This window comes from Collinsella sp. TF07-1 (assembly GCF_003437235.1).
In the GTDB taxonomy this organism is placed as follows: Bacteria; Actinomycetota; Coriobacteriia; order Coriobacteriales; family Coriobacteriaceae; genus Collinsella.
The window spans coordinates 1-21,660 of the sequence record NZ_QSRV01000023.1; the positions used below are offsets into that span (position 1 = coordinate 1).

Annotated in this window: 16 protein-coding genes; 6 read left to right on the forward strand and 10 right to left on the reverse strand. The window is 62.0% G+C overall.

The genetic code is table 11. The annotated features are described in order from the left end of the window. Nucleotides 1-1,537 (reverse strand): DEAD/DEAH box helicase (locus tag DXC67_RS08365; protein ID WP_233503213.1); only part of this gene is annotated, 1,537 nt, incomplete at its 3' end. 560 nt (nucleotides 1,538-2,097) lie between these two features. On the opposite strand from DXC67_RS08365, the gene DXC67_RS08370 reads away from it, so the two are divergent. From DXC67_RS08370 to DXC67_RS08385, 4 genes are all read left to right on the forward strand, one after another. After that, complete coding sequence (locus tag DXC67_RS08370) at nucleotides 2,098-4,440, forward strand: cation-translocating P-type ATPase (protein ID WP_117638051.1); 2,343 nt, start codon at nucleotides 2,098-2,100, stop codon at nucleotides 4,438-4,440. 146 nt (nucleotides 4,441-4,586) lie between these two features. Next, nucleotides 4,587-4,808, forward strand: a complete 222-nt coding sequence (locus tag DXC67_RS08375) for a heavy-metal-associated domain-containing protein (RefSeq protein ID WP_055251893.1) — start codon at nucleotides 4,587-4,589, stop codon at nucleotides 4,806-4,808. A gap of 38 nt (nucleotides 4,809-4,846) precedes the next feature. Continuing rightward, nucleotides 4,847-5,119, forward strand: a complete 273-nt coding sequence (locus tag DXC67_RS08380; RefSeq protein ID WP_006235337.1) for a metal-sensing transcriptional repressor — start codon at nucleotides 4,847-4,849, stop codon at nucleotides 5,117-5,119. A gap of 146 nt (nucleotides 5,120-5,265) precedes the next feature. Continuing rightward, on the forward strand, nucleotides 5,266-5,739 hold the full coding sequence (locus tag DXC67_RS08385; protein ID WP_117638052.1) for a hypothetical protein: 474 nt from the start codon (nucleotides 5,266-5,268) through the stop codon (nucleotides 5,737-5,739). Between the two features lie 132 nt (nucleotides 5,740-5,871). Here DXC67_RS08385 and DXC67_RS08390 read toward each other — a convergent pair whose 3' ends face one another. The 5 genes from DXC67_RS08390 to gltB all read right to left on the reverse strand — a co-directional run bounded on the left by DXC67_RS08390 (nucleotide 5,872) and on the right by gltB (nucleotide 16,210). After that, a complete protein-coding gene (locus DXC67_RS08390) occupies nucleotides 5,872-7,242 on the reverse strand; it encodes an amidohydrolase family protein (RefSeq protein ID WP_233503214.1) in 1,371 nt (456 codons plus the stop codon). Between the two features lie 295 nt (nucleotides 7,243-7,537). Beyond that, nucleotides 7,538-8,614 (reverse strand): hypothetical protein, encoded by a 1,077-nt coding sequence (locus DXC67_RS08395; protein ID WP_147327779.1) that lies wholly within the window; start codon nucleotides 8,612-8,614, stop codon nucleotides 7,538-7,540. 279 nt (nucleotides 8,615-8,893) lie between these two features. After that, entirely contained in the window at nucleotides 8,894-9,601 is a 708-nt protein-coding gene (locus tag DXC67_RS08400; RefSeq protein ID WP_117638055.1) for a hypothetical protein, read from the reverse strand. Nucleotides 9,602-10,025: 424 nt separating this feature from the next. Continuing rightward, nucleotides 10,026-11,507 carry a glutamate synthase subunit beta gene (locus DXC67_RS08405; RefSeq protein WP_117638056.1) on the reverse strand — a complete coding sequence of 494 codons (1,482 nt, stop codon included), beginning with the start codon at nucleotides 11,505-11,507 and terminating at the stop codon, nucleotides 10,026-10,028. Between the two features lie 5 nt (nucleotides 11,508-11,512). Further along, the gene (gene gltB / locus DXC67_RS08410; RefSeq protein ID WP_117638057.1) at nucleotides 11,513-16,210 is read right to left on the reverse strand and encodes a glutamate synthase large subunit; all 4,698 of its coding nucleotides are present in this window, start codon (nucleotides 16,208-16,210) and stop codon (nucleotides 11,513-11,515) included. 499 nt (nucleotides 16,211-16,709) lie between these two features. Here gltB and gpmA point away from each other — a divergent pair, with 499 nt between their 5' ends. Further along, complete coding sequence (gpmA, locus tag DXC67_RS08415) at nucleotides 16,710-17,456, forward strand: 2,3-diphosphoglycerate-dependent phosphoglycerate mutase (RefSeq protein ID WP_199410695.1); 747 nt, start codon at nucleotides 16,710-16,712, stop codon at nucleotides 17,454-17,456. A 75-nt stretch (nucleotides 17,457-17,531) separates the two neighbouring features. Next, nucleotides 17,532-18,788 (forward strand): Nramp family divalent metal transporter, encoded by a 1,257-nt coding sequence (locus DXC67_RS08420; protein ID WP_117638059.1) that lies wholly within the window; start codon nucleotides 17,532-17,534, stop codon nucleotides 18,786-18,788. A 467-nt stretch (nucleotides 18,789-19,255) separates the two neighbouring features. Here DXC67_RS08420 and DXC67_RS08425 read toward each other — a convergent pair whose 3' ends face one another. From DXC67_RS08425 to DXC67_RS08440, 4 genes are all read right to left on the reverse strand, one after another. Beyond that, nucleotides 19,256-19,399 (reverse strand): rubredoxin-like domain-containing protein, encoded by a 144-nt coding sequence (locus DXC67_RS08425; RefSeq protein ID WP_117638060.1) that lies wholly within the window; start codon nucleotides 19,397-19,399, stop codon nucleotides 19,256-19,258. An 89-nt stretch (nucleotides 19,400-19,488) separates the two neighbouring features. Further along, a complete protein-coding gene (locus tag DXC67_RS08430; RefSeq protein WP_055251877.1) occupies nucleotides 19,489-19,992 on the reverse strand; it encodes a flavin reductase family protein in 504 nt (167 codons plus the stop codon). A 206-nt stretch (nucleotides 19,993-20,198) separates the two neighbouring features. After that, nucleotides 20,199-20,669 carry an SsrA-binding protein SmpB gene (gene smpB, locus DXC67_RS08435; protein ID WP_117638061.1) on the reverse strand — a complete coding sequence of 157 codons (471 nt, stop codon included), beginning with the start codon at nucleotides 20,667-20,669 and terminating at the stop codon, nucleotides 20,199-20,201. Beyond that, nucleotides 20,659-21,576 carry a hypothetical protein gene (locus DXC67_RS08440; protein ID WP_117638062.1) on the reverse strand — a complete coding sequence of 306 codons (918 nt, stop codon included), beginning with the start codon at nucleotides 21,574-21,576 and terminating at the stop codon, nucleotides 20,659-20,661. The genes smpB and DXC67_RS08440 overlap by 11 nt, the downstream gene beginning before the upstream one ends. Between the last annotated feature and the right edge of the window lie 84 nt (nucleotides 21,577-21,660).

Consider the following 21,660-nt stretch of genomic DNA (forward strand, 5'->3'; position numbering starts at 1 on the left):
TGGGACGGCTCGGACGCTCGCCGTCGCCGCGGCGCTCGTCGCGACCGCGGTTAGAACGACCGGCCACGTCGCCGTAATCGTCGCCGTTGCGCTTGCCGTCGCGACGCGCTTGCTCGAGTTTCTTCTTGCTCTTGGACTTGCCGCGCTTGGTCTTCTTCTTCACCTTAAAGGCGGCAGGATCGCGCTCGGGGTCAACGGCGGGCGGGGTGGGGCCCACGTGCAGGTCGCCCGCTTCGTAAATATCGGCCGTCTTGTCCATGAGCTTCTCAATCTCGTAGAACTCGTCGACGTCCTGCTCGGTCACAAACGTAATGGCCCAGCCCAGCTCGCCGGCGCGGCCCGTACGGCCAATGCGGTGGATATAGTCGGTCGGCTCGGCCGGCACGTCGAAGTTCACGACGTAGCGCACGTCGCTAATGTCGATGCCGCGGGCGAGAACATCGGTTGCCACCAGCACGTCGACGGTGCCGTCGCGGAAAGCTGAAAGCGCGCGCTCGCGCTGGGCCTGGCTACGGTTGCCGTGAATCGCGGCAGCCTTGATGCCCTTACGCTCCAGACGACGGCAGCAGCTGTCGGCGCGGTGCTTGGTGCGCATAAAGACGATGGTGCGCTCCGGGCCCTCCTTCTTGAGGAACTCGGGCAGCAGGTTGTTCTTGGCCTCGATGGACACCGGGAACACAAACTGGTCGACGGTGTCGGCGGTCGACGTGGCGGGCGCGATCTCCACGCGGGCCGGATCGCTCACCAGGTCGGTGATCTCGCCCACGGCTTCCTCGTCAAGCGTCGCCGAGAACAGAAGCGTCTGGCGCTCGGACGGCGTCTCGCGCACAATGCGGCGGACGGCGGGCAAAAAGCCCATGTCGAGCATGCGGTCGGCCTCGTCGAGCACCAGCACCTTGACCTCGTCCAGGTGGCAGGCGCCCTGCTCGATCAGATCGACCAGACGGCCCGGCGTGGCGACCAGGATATCGCAGCCGTACTTGAGTGCCGCGGTCTGCGGCTTGTAGCTCACGCCGCCCACGACGGTCACGGCAACGTGGCCCGTGACGTCGGCGATTTTGCTCGCGACCTCGTCGATCTGCTGGGCAAGCTCGCGCGTGGGGGTGATGACGAGCATCACGGGACCGCGACCGTTGCCCTCGGGCTTCTTGGCACCGCGACGGCGGTTGCGGCCGCTGCGCTCGCGCACAGGCTTGGGCGGAGCGATGTGCTCCAGGTTGTTCATGGTCGGCAGCAAAAAGGCAGCCGTCTTGCCGGTGCCGGTCTGAGCGGCGGCAAGCAGGTCGCGGCCTTCGAGCACCACAGGAATCGAACCGGCCTGCACGGGCGTCGGCGCCGTGTAGCCCAGGTTCTCGATAGCACGAAGCATCTCGTCGGAAAGGCCCAGCTCGTCAAAGGCGGGCAGGCTCTCGGTAGCGGACTCGACGGCCTGGGCAGCATTGGCCTCATCGGCGGCATCGAAGGCAGCCTGGGTCATGGCCTCACGGGTCTCGTCCAGAATCTCGGCGTCGGTGACGTCGGATACAGAATTACGCATATGTTGTTGTTCCTTATCTGCACGCGCAATGGGCACGGCATGCGGCCGCGCGGGCGTGCTTGGTAGTGCGCTAATACATACAAAAACGGGTGCGCACAGAGAGGACGTTGCTCAGCACGCTGGCGATCGCTTTGGCAGCCCTATCACGCGCCGTCCAGACGCAGCAGCTCTAAGCGATGGAGCAGATTCGCCGCCGGTTAGTATACCCGTGCTTCGCATGCCCCCACGTAAACCACAGATGACGAGGCGGATGAGGCGGGTCTGGGCCGATTGTCTCAATCTGTAACATCTACAGGGCAAATCTTCCTCTACGTGCTACAGATCGAGACAAACTCAAACCTCGCAAAACAAAATCTCGATCTATAACAACTAGAGGTCATTTTCCCTGCTAGATGTTACAGATTGAGATGTTTGGCAGGGACTGCCAACGATTGAGCAGCCGCCCTCATCTGTAATGAAAAGTCATACATTCCAACCATTACTGGACACCCCCAGGGGGTATGGGTGTATAGTATCAGCAGGTTAACAATTCCAACACTAAACCACGGAAAGGAGAAGCCATGGCTCAAGATAAGTTCGACGTGGGCGGCATGACATGCGCCGCCTGCCAGGCGCACGTGGATCGTGCCGTGAGCAAGCTCGACGGCGTACAAAGCGTCGCGGTCAACCTGCTCGCCGGCTCCATGCTGGTCGACTACGACCCCGCGCAGGTCTCCCCCGAGGATATCTGCACCGCCGTCGACCGCGCGGGCTACTCGGCCTCGCCCGTCGATGCGGGCACCGGCGCCGCCGGCTCAAACGGCAGCGCGCAAGCCAGGTCCGGCGCCGCCCATATGGAGTCGCCGACCAAAAAGCTGGAGGCCGCCGCCTCTGCCATGCGCACCCGCCTCATCGTCTCGATTGCCTTCCTCATTCCGCTGTTCTACATAGGCATGGGGCACATGCTCGGTTGGCCGCTGCCCGGCATTTTCACCGACCATACCCACAGCATGACGCTCGCCCTCACCGAGCTCGTCCTGCTCATCCCCATCGTCTACGTCAACGACGCGTACTTTATCAACGGATTTAAATCGCTCGCGCACGGCGCGCCCACCATGGACGCGCTCATCGCCGTAGGCGCCACCACGTCGATCGCCTGGTCGCTCTATGCCATGTTTATCATGGCCGACCAGCTGGCCACAGGTCAGGTGCACGAGGCCATGATGACGAGCATGGACAATCTCTATTTTGAGAGCGCCGGCACGATCCTGTCGCTCGTCACCGTGGGCAAATACCTCGAGACGCGCAGCAAGTCCAAAACTGGCGGCGCCATCGAGGCGTTGATCGACCTAGCGCCCAAGACCGCGACCGTCGTGGCAGAGGACGGCAGCGAGACCACCGTCGACGTCGACAGCATCCTTCCCGGCCAGGTTCTGCGCGTGCGCCCCGGCGAGTCCATCCCCGTCGACGGCGTGGTGCTCGAGGGCGCCTCCGCCGTAGACGAGAGCGCGCTCACCGGCGAGTCCATCCCCGTGGAGAAAACCGTCGGCGATACCGTCAACGCCGCCACCGTCAACCGCACCGGCTCGTTTACCTTCCGCGCCACACGCGTGGGCGCCGACACGTCGCTTGCCAAGATCATCCAGCTCGTCGAGGACGCCAACGCCACCAAGGCGCCCATCGCCCGCCTGGCCGATAAGGTCGCCGGTGTGTTTGTGCCCGTGGTGTTTGTGATCTCGGCCGTGACCTTTGCGGTGTGGATGGCACTGACCGGCAGCATCAACGAGGCGCTTACCTCCGCCGTCGCCGTGCTAGTGATCAGTTGTCCGTGCGCGCTGGGCCTGGCCACCCCCGTCGCCATTATGGTGGGCACCGGCAAGGGCGCCGAAATGGGCATCCTGTTCAAGAGCGCCGAGGCGCTGGAGAATCTGCGCAGCGTGGGCACCGTGGTGCTCGACAAGACGGGCACCGTCACCCGCGGCAAGCCGGCCGTGACCGACATTGTGGTTGCCGCGCGCGCCGACGGCTCGCCCGCCATGAGCGAAAAGGCGCTGCTCAAGCTGGCCGCCGCGCTGGAGCGCTCGAGCGAGCACCCGCTGGCAGAGGCGATTATGGCCGAGTGCGAGGCGCGCGGAATCGTCGCACGCATGGTCGAGGACTTTGCCGCCGTGCCTGGACGAGGCGTTACGGCGCGCGAGGGGCAGAATGTCATCGCAGCCGGCAACGTGCGCTTCATGGGCGAGTTGGGCGCTGCCGTGCCTACGGACCTTGCCGAGCAATTTGCCGCCGAAGGCAAGACGCCGCTGTTCTTTGCCAAGAACGGCGAGCTTGCCGGCACCATTGCCGTGGCTGACAAGGTCAAGGAGACAAGCGCCGCAGCCATTTCCGCGCTGCGCTCACTCGGCGTCGACGTGCGCATGCTCACCGGCGACAACCGCGTCACTGCCGAAGCAATCGCCCGCCGCGTGGGGCTGAGCAGCGAACAGGTCATCGCCGACGTCCTTCCCGCCGACAAGGAACGCCACGTGCGCGAACTGCAGGATGCGGGCGGCAAGGTCGCCATGGTGGGCGACGGCATCAACGACTCCCCCGCCCTGGCGCGCGCCGACGTGGGCCTTGCTATCGGCACCGGCGCCGACATCGCCAAGGAGGGCGCCGACGTGCTACTCATGCGCAGCGACCTCATGGACGTCGCCCGAGCCATCGAGCTTTCACGCGCCACGATCCGCAACATCAAGCAGGACCTGTTCTGGGCGCTGTTCTACAACGGCATCGGCATTCCGCTGGCGGCGGGCGTGTTCTTCCCCCTCACCGGTTGGCAGCTCTCGCCGATGTTCGGCGCCGCGGCCATGAGCCTGTCGAGCGTGTGCGTCGTAAGCAATGCCCTGCGCCTGCGAACTTTTAGATCCAAAGTGGCAAAATAGGCTCACCATTAAGTCCATTTAGAACGGGTTTCCAGGTGCCCGAGATTGACCTGAAAGAGGAGCGACGCGTACTTTGGTACGCGAGCGACGGTTTGAAGGTCAAGGTCGGGTGCCTAGGAAAGCCGACACAACAGAGAGGAATATCCATGCGTTTCACAATTAAGACTTCCGGCCTTATGTGCGGCCACTGCGACGCCACCGTCGAGACGGCGTTGCTCAACGTGGCCGGCGTGACCGACGCCGACGCCGATCACGAAACCCAGACCGTCCAGGTGGAGTGCGCCGACACCGTGACCGCCGAGCAGCTCGCCGCCGCCGTCGAGGGCGCCGGCGAGAAGTTCCACGCCCTGTCCGTAACCGCCGCGTAACGACCCACGCGCACCCCGACCAGAAACGAGGACCCGCCATGATGGCAGACCATAAATCGGTGACCCGCATGCTCAAGACGGCACGCGGTCAGATCGACGGCATCCTGCGGATGGTCGAGGAGGACCGCTACTGCGTCGATATTTCCACGCAGCTCATGGCAACGCAGGCGCTCATTGCGCGCATCAACGCCGACGTGCTCAAGGCGCATATCGAGGGTTGCGTGACCTCGGCAATCGAATCGGGCGACGAAGACCTCAAGGCCGCCAAGCTCGCCGAGATCGAACGCGTCGTCGACAAGCTCTCCAAGTGATTGGGGCATTGGGGACGGACTGCTTTGCACCATCTTGGTGTATCGGGGACAGGCACGTTTACACCACATTGGTGCAGAATAACCTGTCCCCCTTGCTCTAAATCGGGTATAAAGGCGTGCGGCATATCGAATGAAAGGCAATTTGCATGAATGACTTTATGAAGGGTCGCAATGGTGCCGATGAACTCACCATCGTGATGGGTTTTGCCGGCATTGTCATCGCGATGATCGGATCGATAGCCCGCATCCAGTGGCTCAGCTGGATCGCCATCGCCATCATCGTGATCGGCGTGCTGCGCGGCCTGTCCAAAAACATCGACGCACGTCGCAAGGAGAACGAGGCCTTTGTCGCCGCGACCGCGAACGTCCCCGGCTTGGGCAAGTTCGTCGCCAGCTTGGGCGGTGGAACTGCAGCGGCCAGCACCTCACGCGCAGCCGGCACCAGTAAGGAAGACTTTGAGCGTGCCAAGCGCACGGCCAAGAAGATGTGGAAGGGTCGCAAGACCACGGCATACCTCAAGTGCCCCAACTGCGGCCAGATGCTCTCCGTCCCCAAGGGCAAGGGCAAGATCCGCGTCACCTGTCCCAAGTGCCACGCCAAGATGGAAACCCGCTCCTAGCGCCCGCACGCGGGACAAATTAATCAGGTTTGTTTGTCCCAAATCTTAAGTATTTGTTCGAAAAAAAAGCCGAGGCCTCGTGTTGAGACCTCGGCTTTTGCATGCGGCAACGGAGCTGCCCCTTTGTCACATCTACGCCACACCGTCGCGGGCCAGCTCCTCAGCCAGCGCTTCGGCAGGCATGTCCATAATCGCGTCGAGCTCGGCGTCCACCTCGGGAATACGCTTCACCATGAGCTTGCGTACCAGATCACCGCGACACATCACATGCGTCGGCTCACGCAGAGCGCACAGGTCATCGAGCGGATTCTTGCGCGTCACCAGGATATCGGCGGCCTTGCCGCACTCGATCGTACCGGTCTCGCCGCCCAGCCCCAGCAGCTCGGCGTTGACTTGCGTAGCCGTATGCAGCGCGAAGGCGTTGCTCACACCGACATACTTGGCAAAATAGGCAACCTCACGCCACATGTCGTACTGCGTCACGAACGGGCAGCTTGAGTCCGTGCCCAGGCCCACCTTAATGCCAGCTTCCAGTGCGGCACGGGCGCTCTCGATGATGCCCGAGCACACGATGTCGCCGTTCTTCTTTTGTGTATCGGTCGAATGGGTCTTTTCCGGGTCGAGCAATACAAACGGCAGCGCCGGGCTGATCGTGCAGGTCACGCTCGGCGCGCGTCCCTCGAGCTGTGTGCCCGCGGCGCCGCGATACAGCTCCAGGATCTCGGGCGTCATCGGGGCACCGTGCTCGATCGTGTCGACCCCGGCCTCAAGCGCGGCCTTCACGCCCTCGGTGCTCTCGACATGAGCCATAACCGGCAGACCCACCTCGTGCGCCGCCTTGCACGCCGCCGCGGCAACCTCCACCGGCATACGCAGCACGCCCGGCTCGCCCACCTCGGTCGCATCGAACACACCGCCCGTTACGAACAGCTTAATGACGTCGGCGCCGCGCGCATACAGGTCTCGCACCTGCTCGGCTACCTCGACGGGGCTGTTGGCCACCTGGGCGAACAAGCCCGCGCCATGGCCGCCCGGCACCGTGACGCCCGTTCCCGGCGCTACCAGGCGCGGACCCTGATACTTGCCGGCGTCGATAGCGTCGCGCACGGCAATGTCGGCAAACAGCGGGTCGCCCGCGCCGCGCACTGTGGTCACGCCGCTTGCCAGCTGCTGCTGGGCACTGCCCTTGAGGATGCGGCGGACGATGGCACGGCCCACGGGATTATCGAGTTTCTTCATCAGCGCTCCCGCATCGCCGGCCGAGACAGGCTTGCCCGAGCCGCACAGGTGCACGTGCATATTGATGAGACCGGGCATGAGATACGCACCACCCAGGTCGATAACCTCGGCACCTGCAGGCGCCTGCGCCACAGCACTCGGCCCCATCCAGGTGATGACGCCGCGCTCAACAGTCACGGCCATATCGGGTTGCGGCTCCATATGCTCCGAACCATCCAGAATGGTCGCATTGATAAACAACGTGGGACGATCGGCAGATGCCATATCGAGCTCCTCCCTCACGATTAACTTGAACATTTGTCCATTATCACCTAGTCCCGCTGGATTGCTGCAGACGCATCGGTTAACGGAACGAAGAGAGGATGTGGGGGACGGAATACGTTGCAGTCCCATCCCAGCGGCACTAGGGAAATCTCTCGATCTATAACAGGTACAGGGTTATTGGGCCCCCTGATGTTACAGATCGAGACATTCGGTCGACGTTTCACCGGCTTGTCTCGATCTGTAACAATTACGAGCTCAAACAACCTCTAAACGTTACAGATCGAGACAAAACCTCTCAGCGCCCATACCACTGGCATCTCCACTCCTCAGCCAATTCAACCTGCCGAGGAATACCCGCCAGCCTCATTTTCTCGACTAGCTTCCCCGGGCCTTTGAGTTCGTTAAACGTAAACCGAAGCACCTTATGCCCGAGCATTGTCAGATGAGATTCCCGCTGACGCTCTGCCACGAATGGGTCAACCGACTCCCGACCCTCGCCGCTCTGCAAGGTGTACTTCCCCTTTCCGTCGAGCTCGCCGATGACACACGTCCCGTCCTCGAGCCGCCAAAAATAGTCGACGCGAAACACCTGGCTCGGATCGAGCGGGTCGCGAAACTCCACCTGCAGCTCCGGAACCGGAAAGCCGTACGCAATAAAGAATGCTCGGAACCGAGACTCGCCGCCGTTTTCAGACAGCCCGTCCGCATACGACGCAATCACCTGTGCCCTGCGATACCCTCGCCTGCCCTCGCAATCGGCGCGGAGGCGCTCGCACAAATCCCCACGTGATACGCCTTTCGCCCGCAGTGCAGAATCGGCAATCGCCAACCCGTAGGAGAACGGCGCACGCAGTAGGCAATCCTCCACCGTGCGCCAAAACGACGTCACCCGCACGCCATCAACATGCTCGAGTGCGCCCGCCATCTGCGGACGCAACAACCTGCACCCGCCGCTCAACGCCACCGAACAACCCGTCTTAACAAGAAAACGCGACCCAAGCAGATCATTCGGCACCTCCAGACCCCACAAAAGCGCCGCGTCATAGCCCCAAAACGCCCAATCGGGATGAAACTCTGCAAGCCCTTTGATGGTACGCAGCGTTCGCTCCGCCGGCGTCAGCACACCCCAATCATGTTGAAAGCAGAACAAATACGGCTCGGGTTCCGCGATATCGTCGGTTCCAACATGACGCCGCAGCCACATGAGCTCGGCATTGTCATGCGTTGCGAGCAGCGCACCTTGCTCGGTCGCCTCCGTGAGTCGCGCGAGCATCCTATTCCGCGCCAACGTGTTGCGAGTCGTATGCTTGTGCTTGAAAACGGTATTAGACACTTCCATCACCACCACATCGGACAAATGGACCATCGTCACCGTTGCCTCCGCCGACAAACGTTTCGACCTGTAACAGGAAGACCGATTTTTGGACTGTAGATGTTACAGATTGAGACATCCCCCCCCCAGCCAGGTGCCAAACGTCTCGATCTGTACCAGTAAGACGTTCTCCAGGCCCCTAAACGTTACAGATTTAGACAAACCAGCGGCGCCCAAGCATTCGTCTCGATCTGTAACAGATAGACTGGTTTTTGTCCCCAAACGTTACAGATCGAGACAAAAAGGCAAAAGGCAAGGCAGGCGACAACCACCCATCCCCTACTCCCACTCCTGCTCGTAGATGTTGAGCGACTTTACGTACCGCCCCTGGGCGCCCATGATGTCGCGGACCAGACGCAAGAAGAAGCTGATGCACGAGGTGTCAAAGCCGTCCTGCAGATCCTCGGGATGCACCGCACCCGGTCCGTCGACCGCCGTGTCGTTCAGGCGCGCGATGTCATACAGATAGAGCTGTCCCGCCGTAAGCCAGACATCGTCGACGCAGGCGAGGCGCACCGCAATCGCGCCGTCGTTCCAATGCTCCTTCTGCACGATATGCGGGTCGTAGACATCAAAGCGATGATCGGTGCGCGTGTCCTTCAGCACGACCATGCCGGACGCAGGATTCTTGTCCAAAATGCCAAAGCGCGAGAAATACTGCGTGTCGCGTACCTGCTCGAGCCGCTTGAGCGAGGCAGGCGAAAGCGATGCCGGCGGCTCGTCAACATACAGCTCGAGCAGCGTCTTGCCATGGCGATAGGGGCGCTCGAAGAGCAGCCAATCGGTAAATGCCATGTTGTAGGCCATGATTTCGTTTTGAGAAGGTTCCTCGCAATAGCTGAGCCACGGGTCGACGATAATCTCGAACTGTTCGCGTGCCGGCTCCAGGAATTGAAACTTCCGCAGCATCCAAAAGTGAGCCATGTCGGCAATATCGTTGCCGACGGCTTCGGCTAGCTCTGCTCGGTCAAAAGCGTGGTCAGTCATGGCATCCTCCTCAAACTGATGGACCTCAATTTGAGCTTACGAGGAAGGTGGGCAGCCACGACCAGCGCGGGCAAAATAGGCCTCCGACTGCAAACCAGATACTGACCAAACACTTGACGAAAAGCTTGATCGAAAATGCGCACCGCAACAAAACCGCAGGTAGACATAGACGGCCAACCCGCCCTTTTGAGCCAGATGCCCGCAGCCACCACAGAAACAACAGGTGACCACAGCCCGAGAAGTCGACAAATGAACACCCGTACGTCGACAAACGAGCAAACTGCTCGCAAATCCGCAAGGAGTGTCCCCGAATGCCGGCACAAAAGGAACGTCCCTAACTGTCGGCACTTAGGGACGTTCCTTTTGTGCCGGCAGTTAGGGACAGCCCTTGCCGATTCGATTGTTGAATATCTCCGTGACTACTTTACAGTTCCAGTGCCTCGGCGACTTCGGCTGCGCAGGCCAGGGCATCGGCCATGGCACTCACCACGAGCGAGCTGCCGTTGCGGGCATCACCCGCCACATACACCGGCGCGGCATCAGCGGCGACGCCCTCCGTGCGAGCCGCGAGATGCGAGCCCTCGGCAGCCATCACCGGCAGCGGACGACCAGCGGTGGCAACAGGCACGCTCACCGCATCGAACACACCGTACTCCGGACCCGTAAAGCCGCAGGCGATGAGCACCAGCTGCGCTGGCACCTCGTGCTCGGAGCCCGCGATGCGCTCGGGCTTTCCCGCCGACCAGTCCAGATCGACCACGCGCAGACCCGCAGCCGCACCCTTCTTGTCCAGCAGCACCTCGAGTGTATCCACGGCCCAGGCACGCATCTCGCCACCCATCGCAGCGATAGCCTCCTGCTGGCCGTAATCGGTCTTCTTAACGTTGGGCCACTGCGGCCAGGGGTTGCCTGCCGCGCGCTTATCGGGCGCAGCTGGCAAGAACTCAAACTGGCGCACGCTGCGCGCGCCTTGGCGCACGGCGGTACCCACACAGTCGTTACCGGTATCGCCGCCGCCAATGACCACAACGTCCAGGCCACGCGCATCGACCGCGGGCTCGCCGCCGTCGAGAACCGACACGGTCGAAGCCGTCAGATAGTCCACGGCGTACACCACGCCCGGGGCGTCCACGTTCGTAGCCGAAAGACCGCGCGGGGCACGGGCGCCAGCAGCCACCACGACGGCGTCAAAGTCGTCGAGCCTGGCGGTAACCTTGGGATCGCTCACGTCGGCGCCCAGCTCGAACACAATACCCAGCTCGCGCATGAGCGCCACACGACGCTCGACCACGGACTTCTCGAGCTTCATGTTGGGAATGCCGTACATGAGCAGGCCGCCCGGTCGGTCGTCGCGCTCAAACACCGTCACGCGGGCGCCGCGACGCGCAAGCTCCCATGCGGCCACCAGGCCAGCCGGTCCAGAACCAACCACGGCGACCGTGGGCGCATCCTCCCCCGCCGGCTCAAAGCGGCGCGGACCGCCGCTGGCCCACTCATGGTCGCTAATCGCACGTTCGTTGTCATGGATCGTCGTGGGCTGGCCATCGACCGAACCCAGGTTGCACGCGGCCTCGCACAGCGCCGGGCACACGCGACTCGTAAACTCGGGCATGGGCGAGGTGAGCGACAGGCGCTCGGCCGCCTCGTCCCAGCGGCCGCGGTACACCAACTCATTCCACTCGGGAATCAGGTTGTGCAGCGGGCAGCCGCTCGGGCGTGCCTTGCCAAAGCTCGCGCCCATCTGGCAAAACGCCACGCCGCACATCATGCAGCGGCTCGCCTGGGCACGGCGTGCATCGTCGTCAAGCTCCACGTACAGCGGATCGAAATCGCGGCTGCGCTCCTCCACGGGGCGAAGCTCGTGGGTCACGCGATCGATATCAAGAAAAGCACCGGGCTTACCCATAGCACTTACGCCTCCTTCTTGGTCGAAGCAACAGAGCTGGCGGCCACGGACGCAGCACCCGCAGCACCGCCCGCAATATCGAAGCGAGCGACATCCGCGGCGCTCGCGCGACCGGTCACAATGTCAAACGCCAGCTCCTCTGCCTGCGCATGTGTCTTGCCGGCAGCCTCGCTCGCAGCGACAATCGCCAGCACACGCTCGTACTCGGTCGGAATGACCTTCACAAAGTGCTTGCTCATCGTCTCAAAGCTGTAGAGCAGCTTGATGCCGCGCGGGCTCTGCGTCGCGTCCACGTGCTCCTGGATGAGCTCGCGAATCTGCGCCAGCTCGCCGGCAGTCGGGGCCTTGAGCTCAACGCTCTCGTGGTTCACGCGGGCATCGAGCGTGCCGTACTGGTCAAAGACATAAGCCACGCCACCCGTCATGCCGGCAGCGAAGTTCTGCCCGACCTCGCCCAGGATGAGCGCCAGGCCACCCGTCATGTACTCGCAACCGTGGTTGCCGCAACCCTCGACCACCACGGTGGCACCGGAGTTGCGTACGCCAAAGCGCTGGCCCGCCAGACCGTTAATGAAGCCGCGGCCGCTCGTAGCGCCAAAGAACGCAACGTTGCCCACAATGATGTTCTCGTCGAACTTGTAGGTCGCATGCGGGTTGGGGCGCACAGACACCTCGCCGCCCGAAAGGCCCTTGCCAAAGTAGTCGTTGGCGTCACCGCACACGTTGAGCGTAATGCCGCGCGGCAGGAAGGCGCCAAAGCTCTGACCGGCCGAACCATCGCAATCGATGGTGATGGAGCCGGCGGGCAGGCCCTCGGGATGAGCCTTGGTCACCGCGTTGCCCAGGATGGTGCCCACGCAGCGGTTGACGTTGGCGATATCGGCGCGGAAACGAATCGGACGCAGGTGCGCACGGGCATCGGCCGTATAGGGCACAAACAACGTGGAGTCGAGCGTCTTATCGAGCTCGCTGTCCGCAGCCATCTGCGGCAGGAAGTGGCGACCGTCGGCGCCCGGAATATGGGCACCGAACTCGCAGGTCGCGCTCGCCAGCACGGGCGACAGATCGAGCAGGTTTGCTTTGCGGTTGCCCGGGACCTCGATCTGGCGTAAGCACTCGGGATGGCCGACCATCTCGTCGACGGTGCGGAAGCCCAGGCTCGCCATGACCTCGCGCAGTTGCTCGGCAACAAAGAGCATAAAGTGCTCGACGTGCTCTGGCTTGCCGCGGAAGCCGCGACGCAGGCGGCAGTTTTGCGTAGCGATGCCGGCGGGGCAGGTATCCTGCTGGCAGTCGCGCTGCATGAGGCAGCCCATAGAGATGAGCGGCATGGTCGCAAAGCCAAACTCCTCGGCACCCAGCAGGCAGGCGACGGCGACATCGGTGCCGTCCATGAGCTTGCCGTCGGCCTCGAGCACTACGCGCGAGCGCAGGCCGTTTTGCAGCAGCGTCTGCTGGGCCTCGGCAAGACCGAGCTCCAGCGGCAGACCCGCGTGCCAGATCGAATCGCGAGCAGCGGCACCCGAGCCGCCGTTGTGGCCGCTGATCAAGATCTTGTCGGCAGCGCCCTTGGCAACACCAGTGGCGATGGTGCCGACGCCGGCCTCGCTGACCAGCTTGACCGACACGCGCGCGCCGGGGTTGGCGTTCTTAAGATCGAAGATGAGCTCTGCCAGGTCCTCGATGGAGTAGATGTCGTGGTGCGGCGGAGGCGAGATCAGGCCGATGCCGGGCGTGGACTGACGGACCTCGGCGATCCAGGGGTAGACCTTCTTGCCGGGCAGGTGACCACCCTCGCCGGGCTTAGCGCCCTGGGCCATCTTGATCTGAATCTCGAAGGCGCTGCACAGGTAGCGGCTCGTCACGCCAAAGCGCGCGCTTGCCACCTGCTTGATGGCGGAGTTCTTGGAATCACCGTTGGCCAGCGGGGTCTCGCGACGCGGATCCTCGCCGCCCTCGCCGGAGTTGGAACGGCCGTGCAGGCGGTTCATGGCGATGGCCATGCACTCGTGTGCCTCTTTGCTGATGGAGCCGTACGACATGGCGCCGGTGTTAAAGCGGCGGACGATGTTGAGCGCGGGCTCGACCTCGTCGAGCGAAACCGGCGTGCGGCCGCTGGCATCAAAGTCGAGCAAGTCGCGCAGACGCACGGCACGGCCGGTGCGGTGCAGGCGGGCGCTGTACTCCTTAAAGGTGTCGTAGCTGTCCTCACGGCAGGCGGTCTGCAGCAGGTAGACGGTCTGGGGGTCGATGAGGTGTTCCTCGCCGCCGAGCGGGCGCCACTTGGTCAGGCCCAGCGTGGGCAGCTGATCGGGAGCCGGGCTCTTAAGGATAGCGAGCGCGGCGTCGTAGCGCTCATTCTGCTCGCGCTCGACGTCCTCGACGCCCATACCGCCCACACGGCTCACCGTGCCGGCGAAGTACGCGTTGACGAACTCCGGCGTAAAGCCCACGGCCTCGAAGATCTGCGCCGAATGGTAGCTCTGCACCGTGGAGATGCCCATCTTGGACATGATGGAAACGATGCCCGCCGTCGCGGCCTTGTTGTAGTTGGCGATACCCTGCTCGGCCGTCACGTCCAGGTCGCCGCGTGCCGCCAGATCGCGGATGCACGCATGTGCGTTGTACGGATAGATGCCGCTCGCGGAGTAGCCCACCAGTGCCGCAAAGTCGTGCGGGGATACGGCGTCACCGCACTCCACCACGATGTCGGCAAAGGTACGAACGCCGGCGCGGATCAGGTGGTTGTGCACGCAGCCCACGGCGAGCAGCGACGGCACGGGCACCTCGCCCGCAGCGGCACGATCGCTCAACACCACGATGTTCACACCGTCGCGGACCGCAGCCTCAACGTCCTCTGCAAGCTGCTTGAGCGCAGCCTGCAGCGCGCCCTCGCCGGCATCGCGGCGGTAGACGGCACGGAAACGGCGGGTCTTAAAGCCCACGCGGTCGATGGCGCAGATACGCTCGAACTCCTCCTCGTTGAGCAACGGGCGCTCCAAGCGAACCAGCTGACAGGCCGTACGGGAGTCCTCGAGCAGGTTGCCGTGGTTGCCCAGGTAGAGCGTGGTCGAGGTGACCATATGCTCGCGAAGGGCATCGATCGGCGGGTTCGTGACCTGGGCGAACAGCTGATAGAAGTAATCGAAGAACGAACGCGTCTTCTTGGACAGGCAGGCCAGCGGCGCGTCGATGCCCATCGAGGCGAGCGGGGCCTTGCCCTGCTGGGCCATGGGACGCACGACCTCGTCGACGTCATCCCAGTGATAGCCGAGCTTGGCCATGCGCACGGCCGAGGACACCTCGGCATCCTCGGCGGGCGCGGGCGCGGCGGGCTCATCGAGCGCGTCGACGGCCAGCGTCTCCTCGGCAATCCAATCACGGTAGGGCTTTTCCTTGGCGTAACGGGCGCGCAGCTCGTCGTTGTAGATCACGCGGCCGCGGGCAAAGTCGACCTCGAGCATCTGACCCGGTCCCAAGCAGCCACTCGTCAGGATGTTCTCGGGGCGCACCTCGATGGTGCCCACCTCGCTCGCCAGCATAAAGCGGCCGTCGCGCGTCACGTAGTAGCGAGCCGGGCGCAGGCCGTTACGGTCGAGGGCGGCACCCAGGGTACGGCCATCGGTAAAGGCGATAGCGGCAGGACCGTCCCACGGCTCCATGAGCATGGACTGGTAGGCGTCGTAGGCGCGGCGCTCCTCACTCAGGCTGTCGTTGTGGTCCCACGGCTCGGGCAGCAACATGGACGCGGCACGCGTGAGCGGACGACCGTTCATGACCAAAAACTCAAGCACGTTGTCCAAAATCGCGGAGTCGGAGCCCTCGCGGTTGATGATGGGCATCACGCGCTCAAGATCATGCTGCAGCACGGGGCTGTACAGGTTGGGTTCGCGGGCGCGAATCCAGTTGACGTTGCCCTTGAGAGTGTTGATCTCGCCGTTGTGGATGATAAAGCGGTTGGGGTGCGCGCGCTCCCAGCTGGGCGTGGTGTTGGTGGAGTAGCGCGAGTGGACGAGCGCAACGGCCGTCTTGACGGCGGCGTCGTTGAGATCGATGAAGAAGCGGCGCATCTGCGTGGCGACGAGCATGCCCTTGTACACGATAGTGCGCGAGCTCATGGAGCAGACGTAGAAGATCTTGTCGCGCAGGGCAAACTCGGCGTCGGCCTTCTTCTCGATGGTGCGGCGGCACACATACAGACGGCGCTCGAAGGCATCGCCCGCCGGCGTGTCGTCGGGGCGCCCCAGAAAGGCCTGCAGGATGGTAGGCATGCAGGCGCGGGCTGTCTCGCCCAGGTCATGCGGATCGACCGGCACCTCGCGCCAAAAGAGCAGCGGCACGCCGGCCTCAGCGCAGCCCTCCTCAAACACGCGATGGGCATCCTCTACGCCCCTGTCGTCCTGTGGGAAGAACAGCATGGCCACGCCATAGTCGCCCTCTGCCGGCAGAATCTGGCCGCACTTTTGAGCCTCTTTACGGAAAAAGTGATGCGGAACCTGGAACAAGATGCCAGCGCCGTCGCCGGTGTTCTTCTCGAGTCCCGTGCCGCCGCGGTGCTCCAAGTTGACCAGAATGGACAGCGCATCGTCCAGAATCTGGTGATGGCGCTCACCGTTGATATCGGCAAGCGCGCCGATGCCACATGCGTCGTGGTCGAATTCGGGGCGATAAAGGCCCTGCTGCTGAGCGGAATCTGCCTGCATCGCGATCCTCCCCTAGATATTTAGACAGTCAGTTGAATAGGCATAGTAGGAGCATCGCCGGCCCGTTGTGTTTCCCACCCGTTTCGAAACAATCGCGTAACGCGCGCCCTACGAGTGGACACCGCCGACCTTAAGGGCGGCAACAAGGGCCCCAAGTTCGGCCCGTAAGCTCACCGCTTCAAACATCTCAATCTGTAACAGGAAGGCCCAATTACGACGACTAACTGTTACAGATTGAGATGTTTTCGAGAGACATTCCATAGGACCATTTCTTCCTGTCTCGATCTGTAACACCTAGGCCCAATTTCCATCCCTAGTTGTTACAGATCGAGACATTTCGGCAGCCCCCTTTCACCATCCCATTCAAATACAACAATTTTGTTAGTCTTGGTTAACTTTTAAGCTTAAAACGGGTATCCTTTGCGGCGTCAAGCAAACGGCACGCACACAGTGCCAGATCAAGGAGGCCCCTATGGCGCACCAAGCAGACCAGCAGACGATGCAACTCGTCCTTATCCGTCACGGAGAGTCCGAGTGGAACAAGCTCAACCTGTTCACCGGCTGGACCGATGTTGAGCTCACCGACACGGGCCGCGAAGAAGCCGCAGCAGGCGGTCGAGCCCTCAAAGAAGCGGGCTTCGACTTCGACGTCTGCTACACCTCGCGTCTCAAGCGCGCAATTCACACCCTCGACATCGTGCTCGGCCAAATGGATCGCGAGTGGTTGCCCGTCATCAAATCCTGGAAGCTCAACGAGCGCCACTACGGAGCGTTGCAGGGTCTCAACAAGGCCGACGCCGCAGCGGAGCACGGCGACGAGCAGGTGCTCATCTGGCGCCGCTCCTTCGATGTCTGCCCGCCGGCACTCGAGCCGAACGACGCGCGCGATCCCCACACCCAGGAGCAATACCGTGATGTCGCGCCCGATCAGCTGCCCTATACCGAGTGCCTCAAGGACACGATCGCCCGCGCCTGGCCTTATTTCGAAGACGAGATTCGCCCCCAGATGCTCGCCGGCAAGCGCGTACTCATCGCCGCACACGGCAACTCCCTGCGCTCACTCGTCATGAAGCTCGAGCACCTCACGCCCGAGGAGATCCTCAAGGTCAACATCCCCACCGGCGTGCCGCTCGTCTACACCTTCGACACCGATTTCAACGTCCTCGACAAGCGCTACATCGGCGACCCGGCGACCATCGCCGCCAAGATCGACGCCGTGGCCAATCAGGGCAAAGCGCACAAGTAGCCCCAACCCAAATCCGACGCGTGGCGCCGCACGACCCAGATACGACGTCACGCCGCCCATACGCAGGAGCGCACCATGCTCAACCATCTCAAACAACACTTTGGCTCCCGACGCACCGGTGGTCACGGAGGCCTAGACATTGCGCGGCATATCGGCCCCGGGCTGCTCGTGACCGTCGGCTTTATCGACCCGGGCAACTGGGCCTCCAATATGGCCGCGGGCTCGCAGTTTGGCTACGCGCTGCTGTGGATCGTCACGCTGTCCACGATTATGCTCATTGTGCTGCAGCACAACGCGGCACACCTGGGTATCGCCACGGGCGCCTGTCTTGCCGAGGCCACGACACGTTACCTCCCCCACTTCGTTGGGCGCACGGTACTCGCCAGTGCCTATCTCGCGACCATCGCCACCGCCATGGCCGAAGTCCTGGGCGGTGCGATCGCGCTCCAGATGCTCTTTGGGCTGCCCGTGCGCGCGGGCTGCGTCATCGTGGCGGCAGTATCGATGGCGATGCTCATGACGAGCTCCTACAAGCGCGCCGAGCGATGGATTATCGCCTTCGTAGGCGTGGTAGGACTCTCGTTTTTGGCCGAGCTTGCACTGGTCAAGGTCGACTGGCCGCAGGCCGCCGCAAGCTGGATCACACCCAGTATGCCCAGCGGCTCGGCCGCGATTATCGTGAGTGTCCTGGGTGCGGTCGTTATGCCCCACAACCTCTTCCTGCACTCCGAGGTCATCCAATCCATGCACTTCGAAGGCCAAGGCGAGAAAGTTATCGAAGAGCGTCTACGCTACGAGCTCTTCGACACGCTCTTTTCGATGGGCGTGGGCTGGGCAATCAACTCGGCCATGGTCATCCTGGCCGCAACGACCTTCTTTGCGCACGGCATTGTCGTAGACGACCTCGCCGTCGCAGCGGCCACGCTCTCCCCCATCTTAGGCCCGGCGAGCTCGACCATCTTTGCGGTAGCGCTGCTGTTCGCGGGTCTCTCGAGTAGCGTGACAGCGGGCATGGCGGCGGGCACCATCACCGCGGGCATGTTCGACGAGGAATACGACATCCACGACCGGCACTCATCGATTGGAGTGGCGGTCTGTTTCGTCGGCGCAGTGGCGGCGTGCCTGATCGTCCCGAATCCTTTTGAGGGTCTCATCTGGAGTCAGGCACTGCTGTCGCTTCAGCTGCCGATTACGGTCTTTGTGCTCATACGACTCACCAGCTCACGCCGCGTCATGGGCAAATACGCCAACTCGCACCCACTTAACGCGTTGCTCGTAGGGATCGGTGCCGTCGTGACGATTCTCGATGTCGTGTTGTTGACAGGGATGTAATGGGACGGGGTACCTACCCAGGCAAACGTCTCAATCTGTAACATCTAGACCCGCTTTTGATATCTAGATGTTACAGATTGAGATCATTCCGAGGGACAGCTCCGTTTGTCTCAATCTGTAACACGTAGACCCCGTTTTCACTGCTAGATGTTACAGATTGAGATCTTCTGCCGGACGGTTTTGGTTTGTCTTGATCTGTAACAAGTGGACCCAATTTCCACTTCTAGATGTTACAAATCGAGATATTTCTTCAGCCCAAACCTTTTGTCTCGATCTGTAACAAGTAGACCCGTTTTGAGCCGCCGCATGTTACAGATTGAGACAAACGGTCGGCCGACTCACAACAGACAGGATCGGCTAACAGCAGCCGTGATCCCTTGGGGACGGAGGAAAAGGGCCCCGGCCGGGATGACCGACCGGAGCCCTTGGACAGAGCTATGTTCGGCTGTTTGCCGTGTGTCTGTGAGCTACTCCTCGACGAGCTCAAACTGATCGGGACCGACGCCGCAGACCGGGCACACGTAGTCCTCGGGCAGCTCGGGCGTGTCGACCTCAACCTCGTAGCCACAAACGATGCACACGAACTTATACGTCTTCTTCTCCTCAGCCATGATGTTCTCCTCTCGAACGCGACTGGTGATGTACTTCATTTATCAGTATAGATTCTCAATAATATAATGCAAGTATTTTTAAAACATTTCTAGCCTTGATACGAGGACGCCTTCGGAGGCGTCTTGCCCTTCAGGACCTTATGGTAGTAATCGTAGGTGAGCGGCGTCTCGTCACTCAAGCGCTCGGCATCCTCGACCTCGCCGATAAACAGTAGATGCGTGCCAACATCCACAGTGTCGATCAAATGGCAGCTAAACAGGGCCGCCGCGTGCTCGGGCACATAGGGCATGCCCAGAGCCGTCTCGCGGGTCTCGTATTTGGCAAACTTGTCATAATCGCTGCTGGTGCGGAACCCAAAGTTACCGATGTAGAGCATATCGGCGGTCTGATCGATCACGGTCAGCGCGAACGCTTTGGCCGAAGCGATGACGCCCGAGGTGACGTTGTCCTTGTTCACGGCAACCGAAATGCGCGGCGGCATGGACGTCACCTGCACCGCAGTGTTGATGACGCAGCCGGCGCGCAGCCCGTCTGCCGCGGCGCTCACCACGTACAGGCCGCTCGGCATGGTAAAGAACGCAGTTTTGTCCATAACGATCACTCCCCTAGCTCGGGTTGGAACCTCATGGATGTATGTACCCACAAAAAAGGCAGCGCCCATAACGGACGCCGCCTTTGAAACATATGTGTCAGAACAGTAAGAAAGATGAGACACCCGCAGCTGCGGTGAAATAGGGACTGAATAGCCCCTCAAACAGGCAAAACAGTCCGTATTCCACCGCAACTTATATAGAGCGCCTAGCGGTTGCGTTCCTTGAGGGCGCGGTCGATCTCGCGTTGGACATCACGCTTGGCCATGTCCTCGCGCTTGTCGTAGAGCTTCTTGCCGCGACCCAGGCCCAGCAGCAGTTTTACGCGACCGTCGGTATTAAAGTAGAGCTCCAACGGAACCAGCGCATAACCACGGTTGCGAAGTTTGCCGTCAAGAAAGTCGATCTCCTTGCGGTGCAGCAGCAGACGGCGCCGACGGTCGGGATCGCGATTCCACACGCTACCATGGCTATAAGGGTGGATATGTAGGCCGACGAGCCAGCACTCCCCGCCACGAATCAGTGCAAAGGTATCGGTAATCTGGCACGCGCGCTCGCGAATCGACTTGACCTCGGTACCGCTCAGCTCAATACCGCACTCAAACGTCTCATCGATAAAGTACTCGTGATGTGCCGAGCGATTCTTGGAAATGAGCTTGCGCTCGCGCTTACTGGGCATCGCCGGCCTCCTTGGCGCCATCGGCGTTTGAGCCCGCAGCCTCGCGCTTTGCCCTGCGCTCGGCATTAAGCTCGGCATCGCTCTCGCGCACCAGCTTGATAATCGCCGCGCATGCCTCCTCGCCCACCAGGTCGCGGGCACGGACCGTCAGACGCGTAGCCTCCTGCTTGTCGCCGTCGCTTGCAGCATCGGTCGCGCACATGATCAGGCAGATGGCGATCTCGGCCGAAGGCGAGGTCGGCACGCCCTGCAGGGCGAGCTCACCCATCACATGGTCGTCACTCTCGTCCGCGGCATCCGGATAGGTGGTATGGATCTTGTTGAGCAGGCGTGTCGTATGCGCATCATTGGGCGCCAGGCGCAGCGCCAGACGCGCGCAGCCCACGGCAGCCGAAATGTTCTCGGTCTCGGGCTCCAAGAAGTACTGACCCAAATTGGTGTAGGCGCGTGCGGCGCACTTACCGTCGCTCGCGCGCTCCAGCACCGAGAACGAGAGCGATGCCCACTCCTGCTTGTCCTCGAGCGCGCGGAACAGCTCGGCCAAGTCCAAGCGATAGTTGCAGTTCATGGGATCCCAACGCACGGCCTGCATCAGGGCATTCCGAGCACTCACATAATCCTGCTGGCGAATGTAGGCAAACGCCATGTCGGAGTACAGGCGGTCAAAGGGAACCTCGACCTGCACCAGCTCGCGCGGATCCTTCTCCACGCGGCGATAGGCCAGGCGCTCAAACTTGCTGTCGAAGCTAAAGTACTGGCGCTTCTCCTCCGTCTTGCACTCAGCGTCGATATACTCCTCGGCGAGCTCCACCAGACGCTCAAGCAGCGGCGTCGCCGCAGCCAGGTCGCCCTGCGCCAGATAGTTCTCGGCATACGTGATGTCTTCCAAGCTGATAGGCAGGTCCATGACAACTCCTCGGTCCGGGCGGCAGACTCAACGCGCGCCTTAAATATCGGTCAATACACAAAACCCGGGTCTCTTACGAGGCCC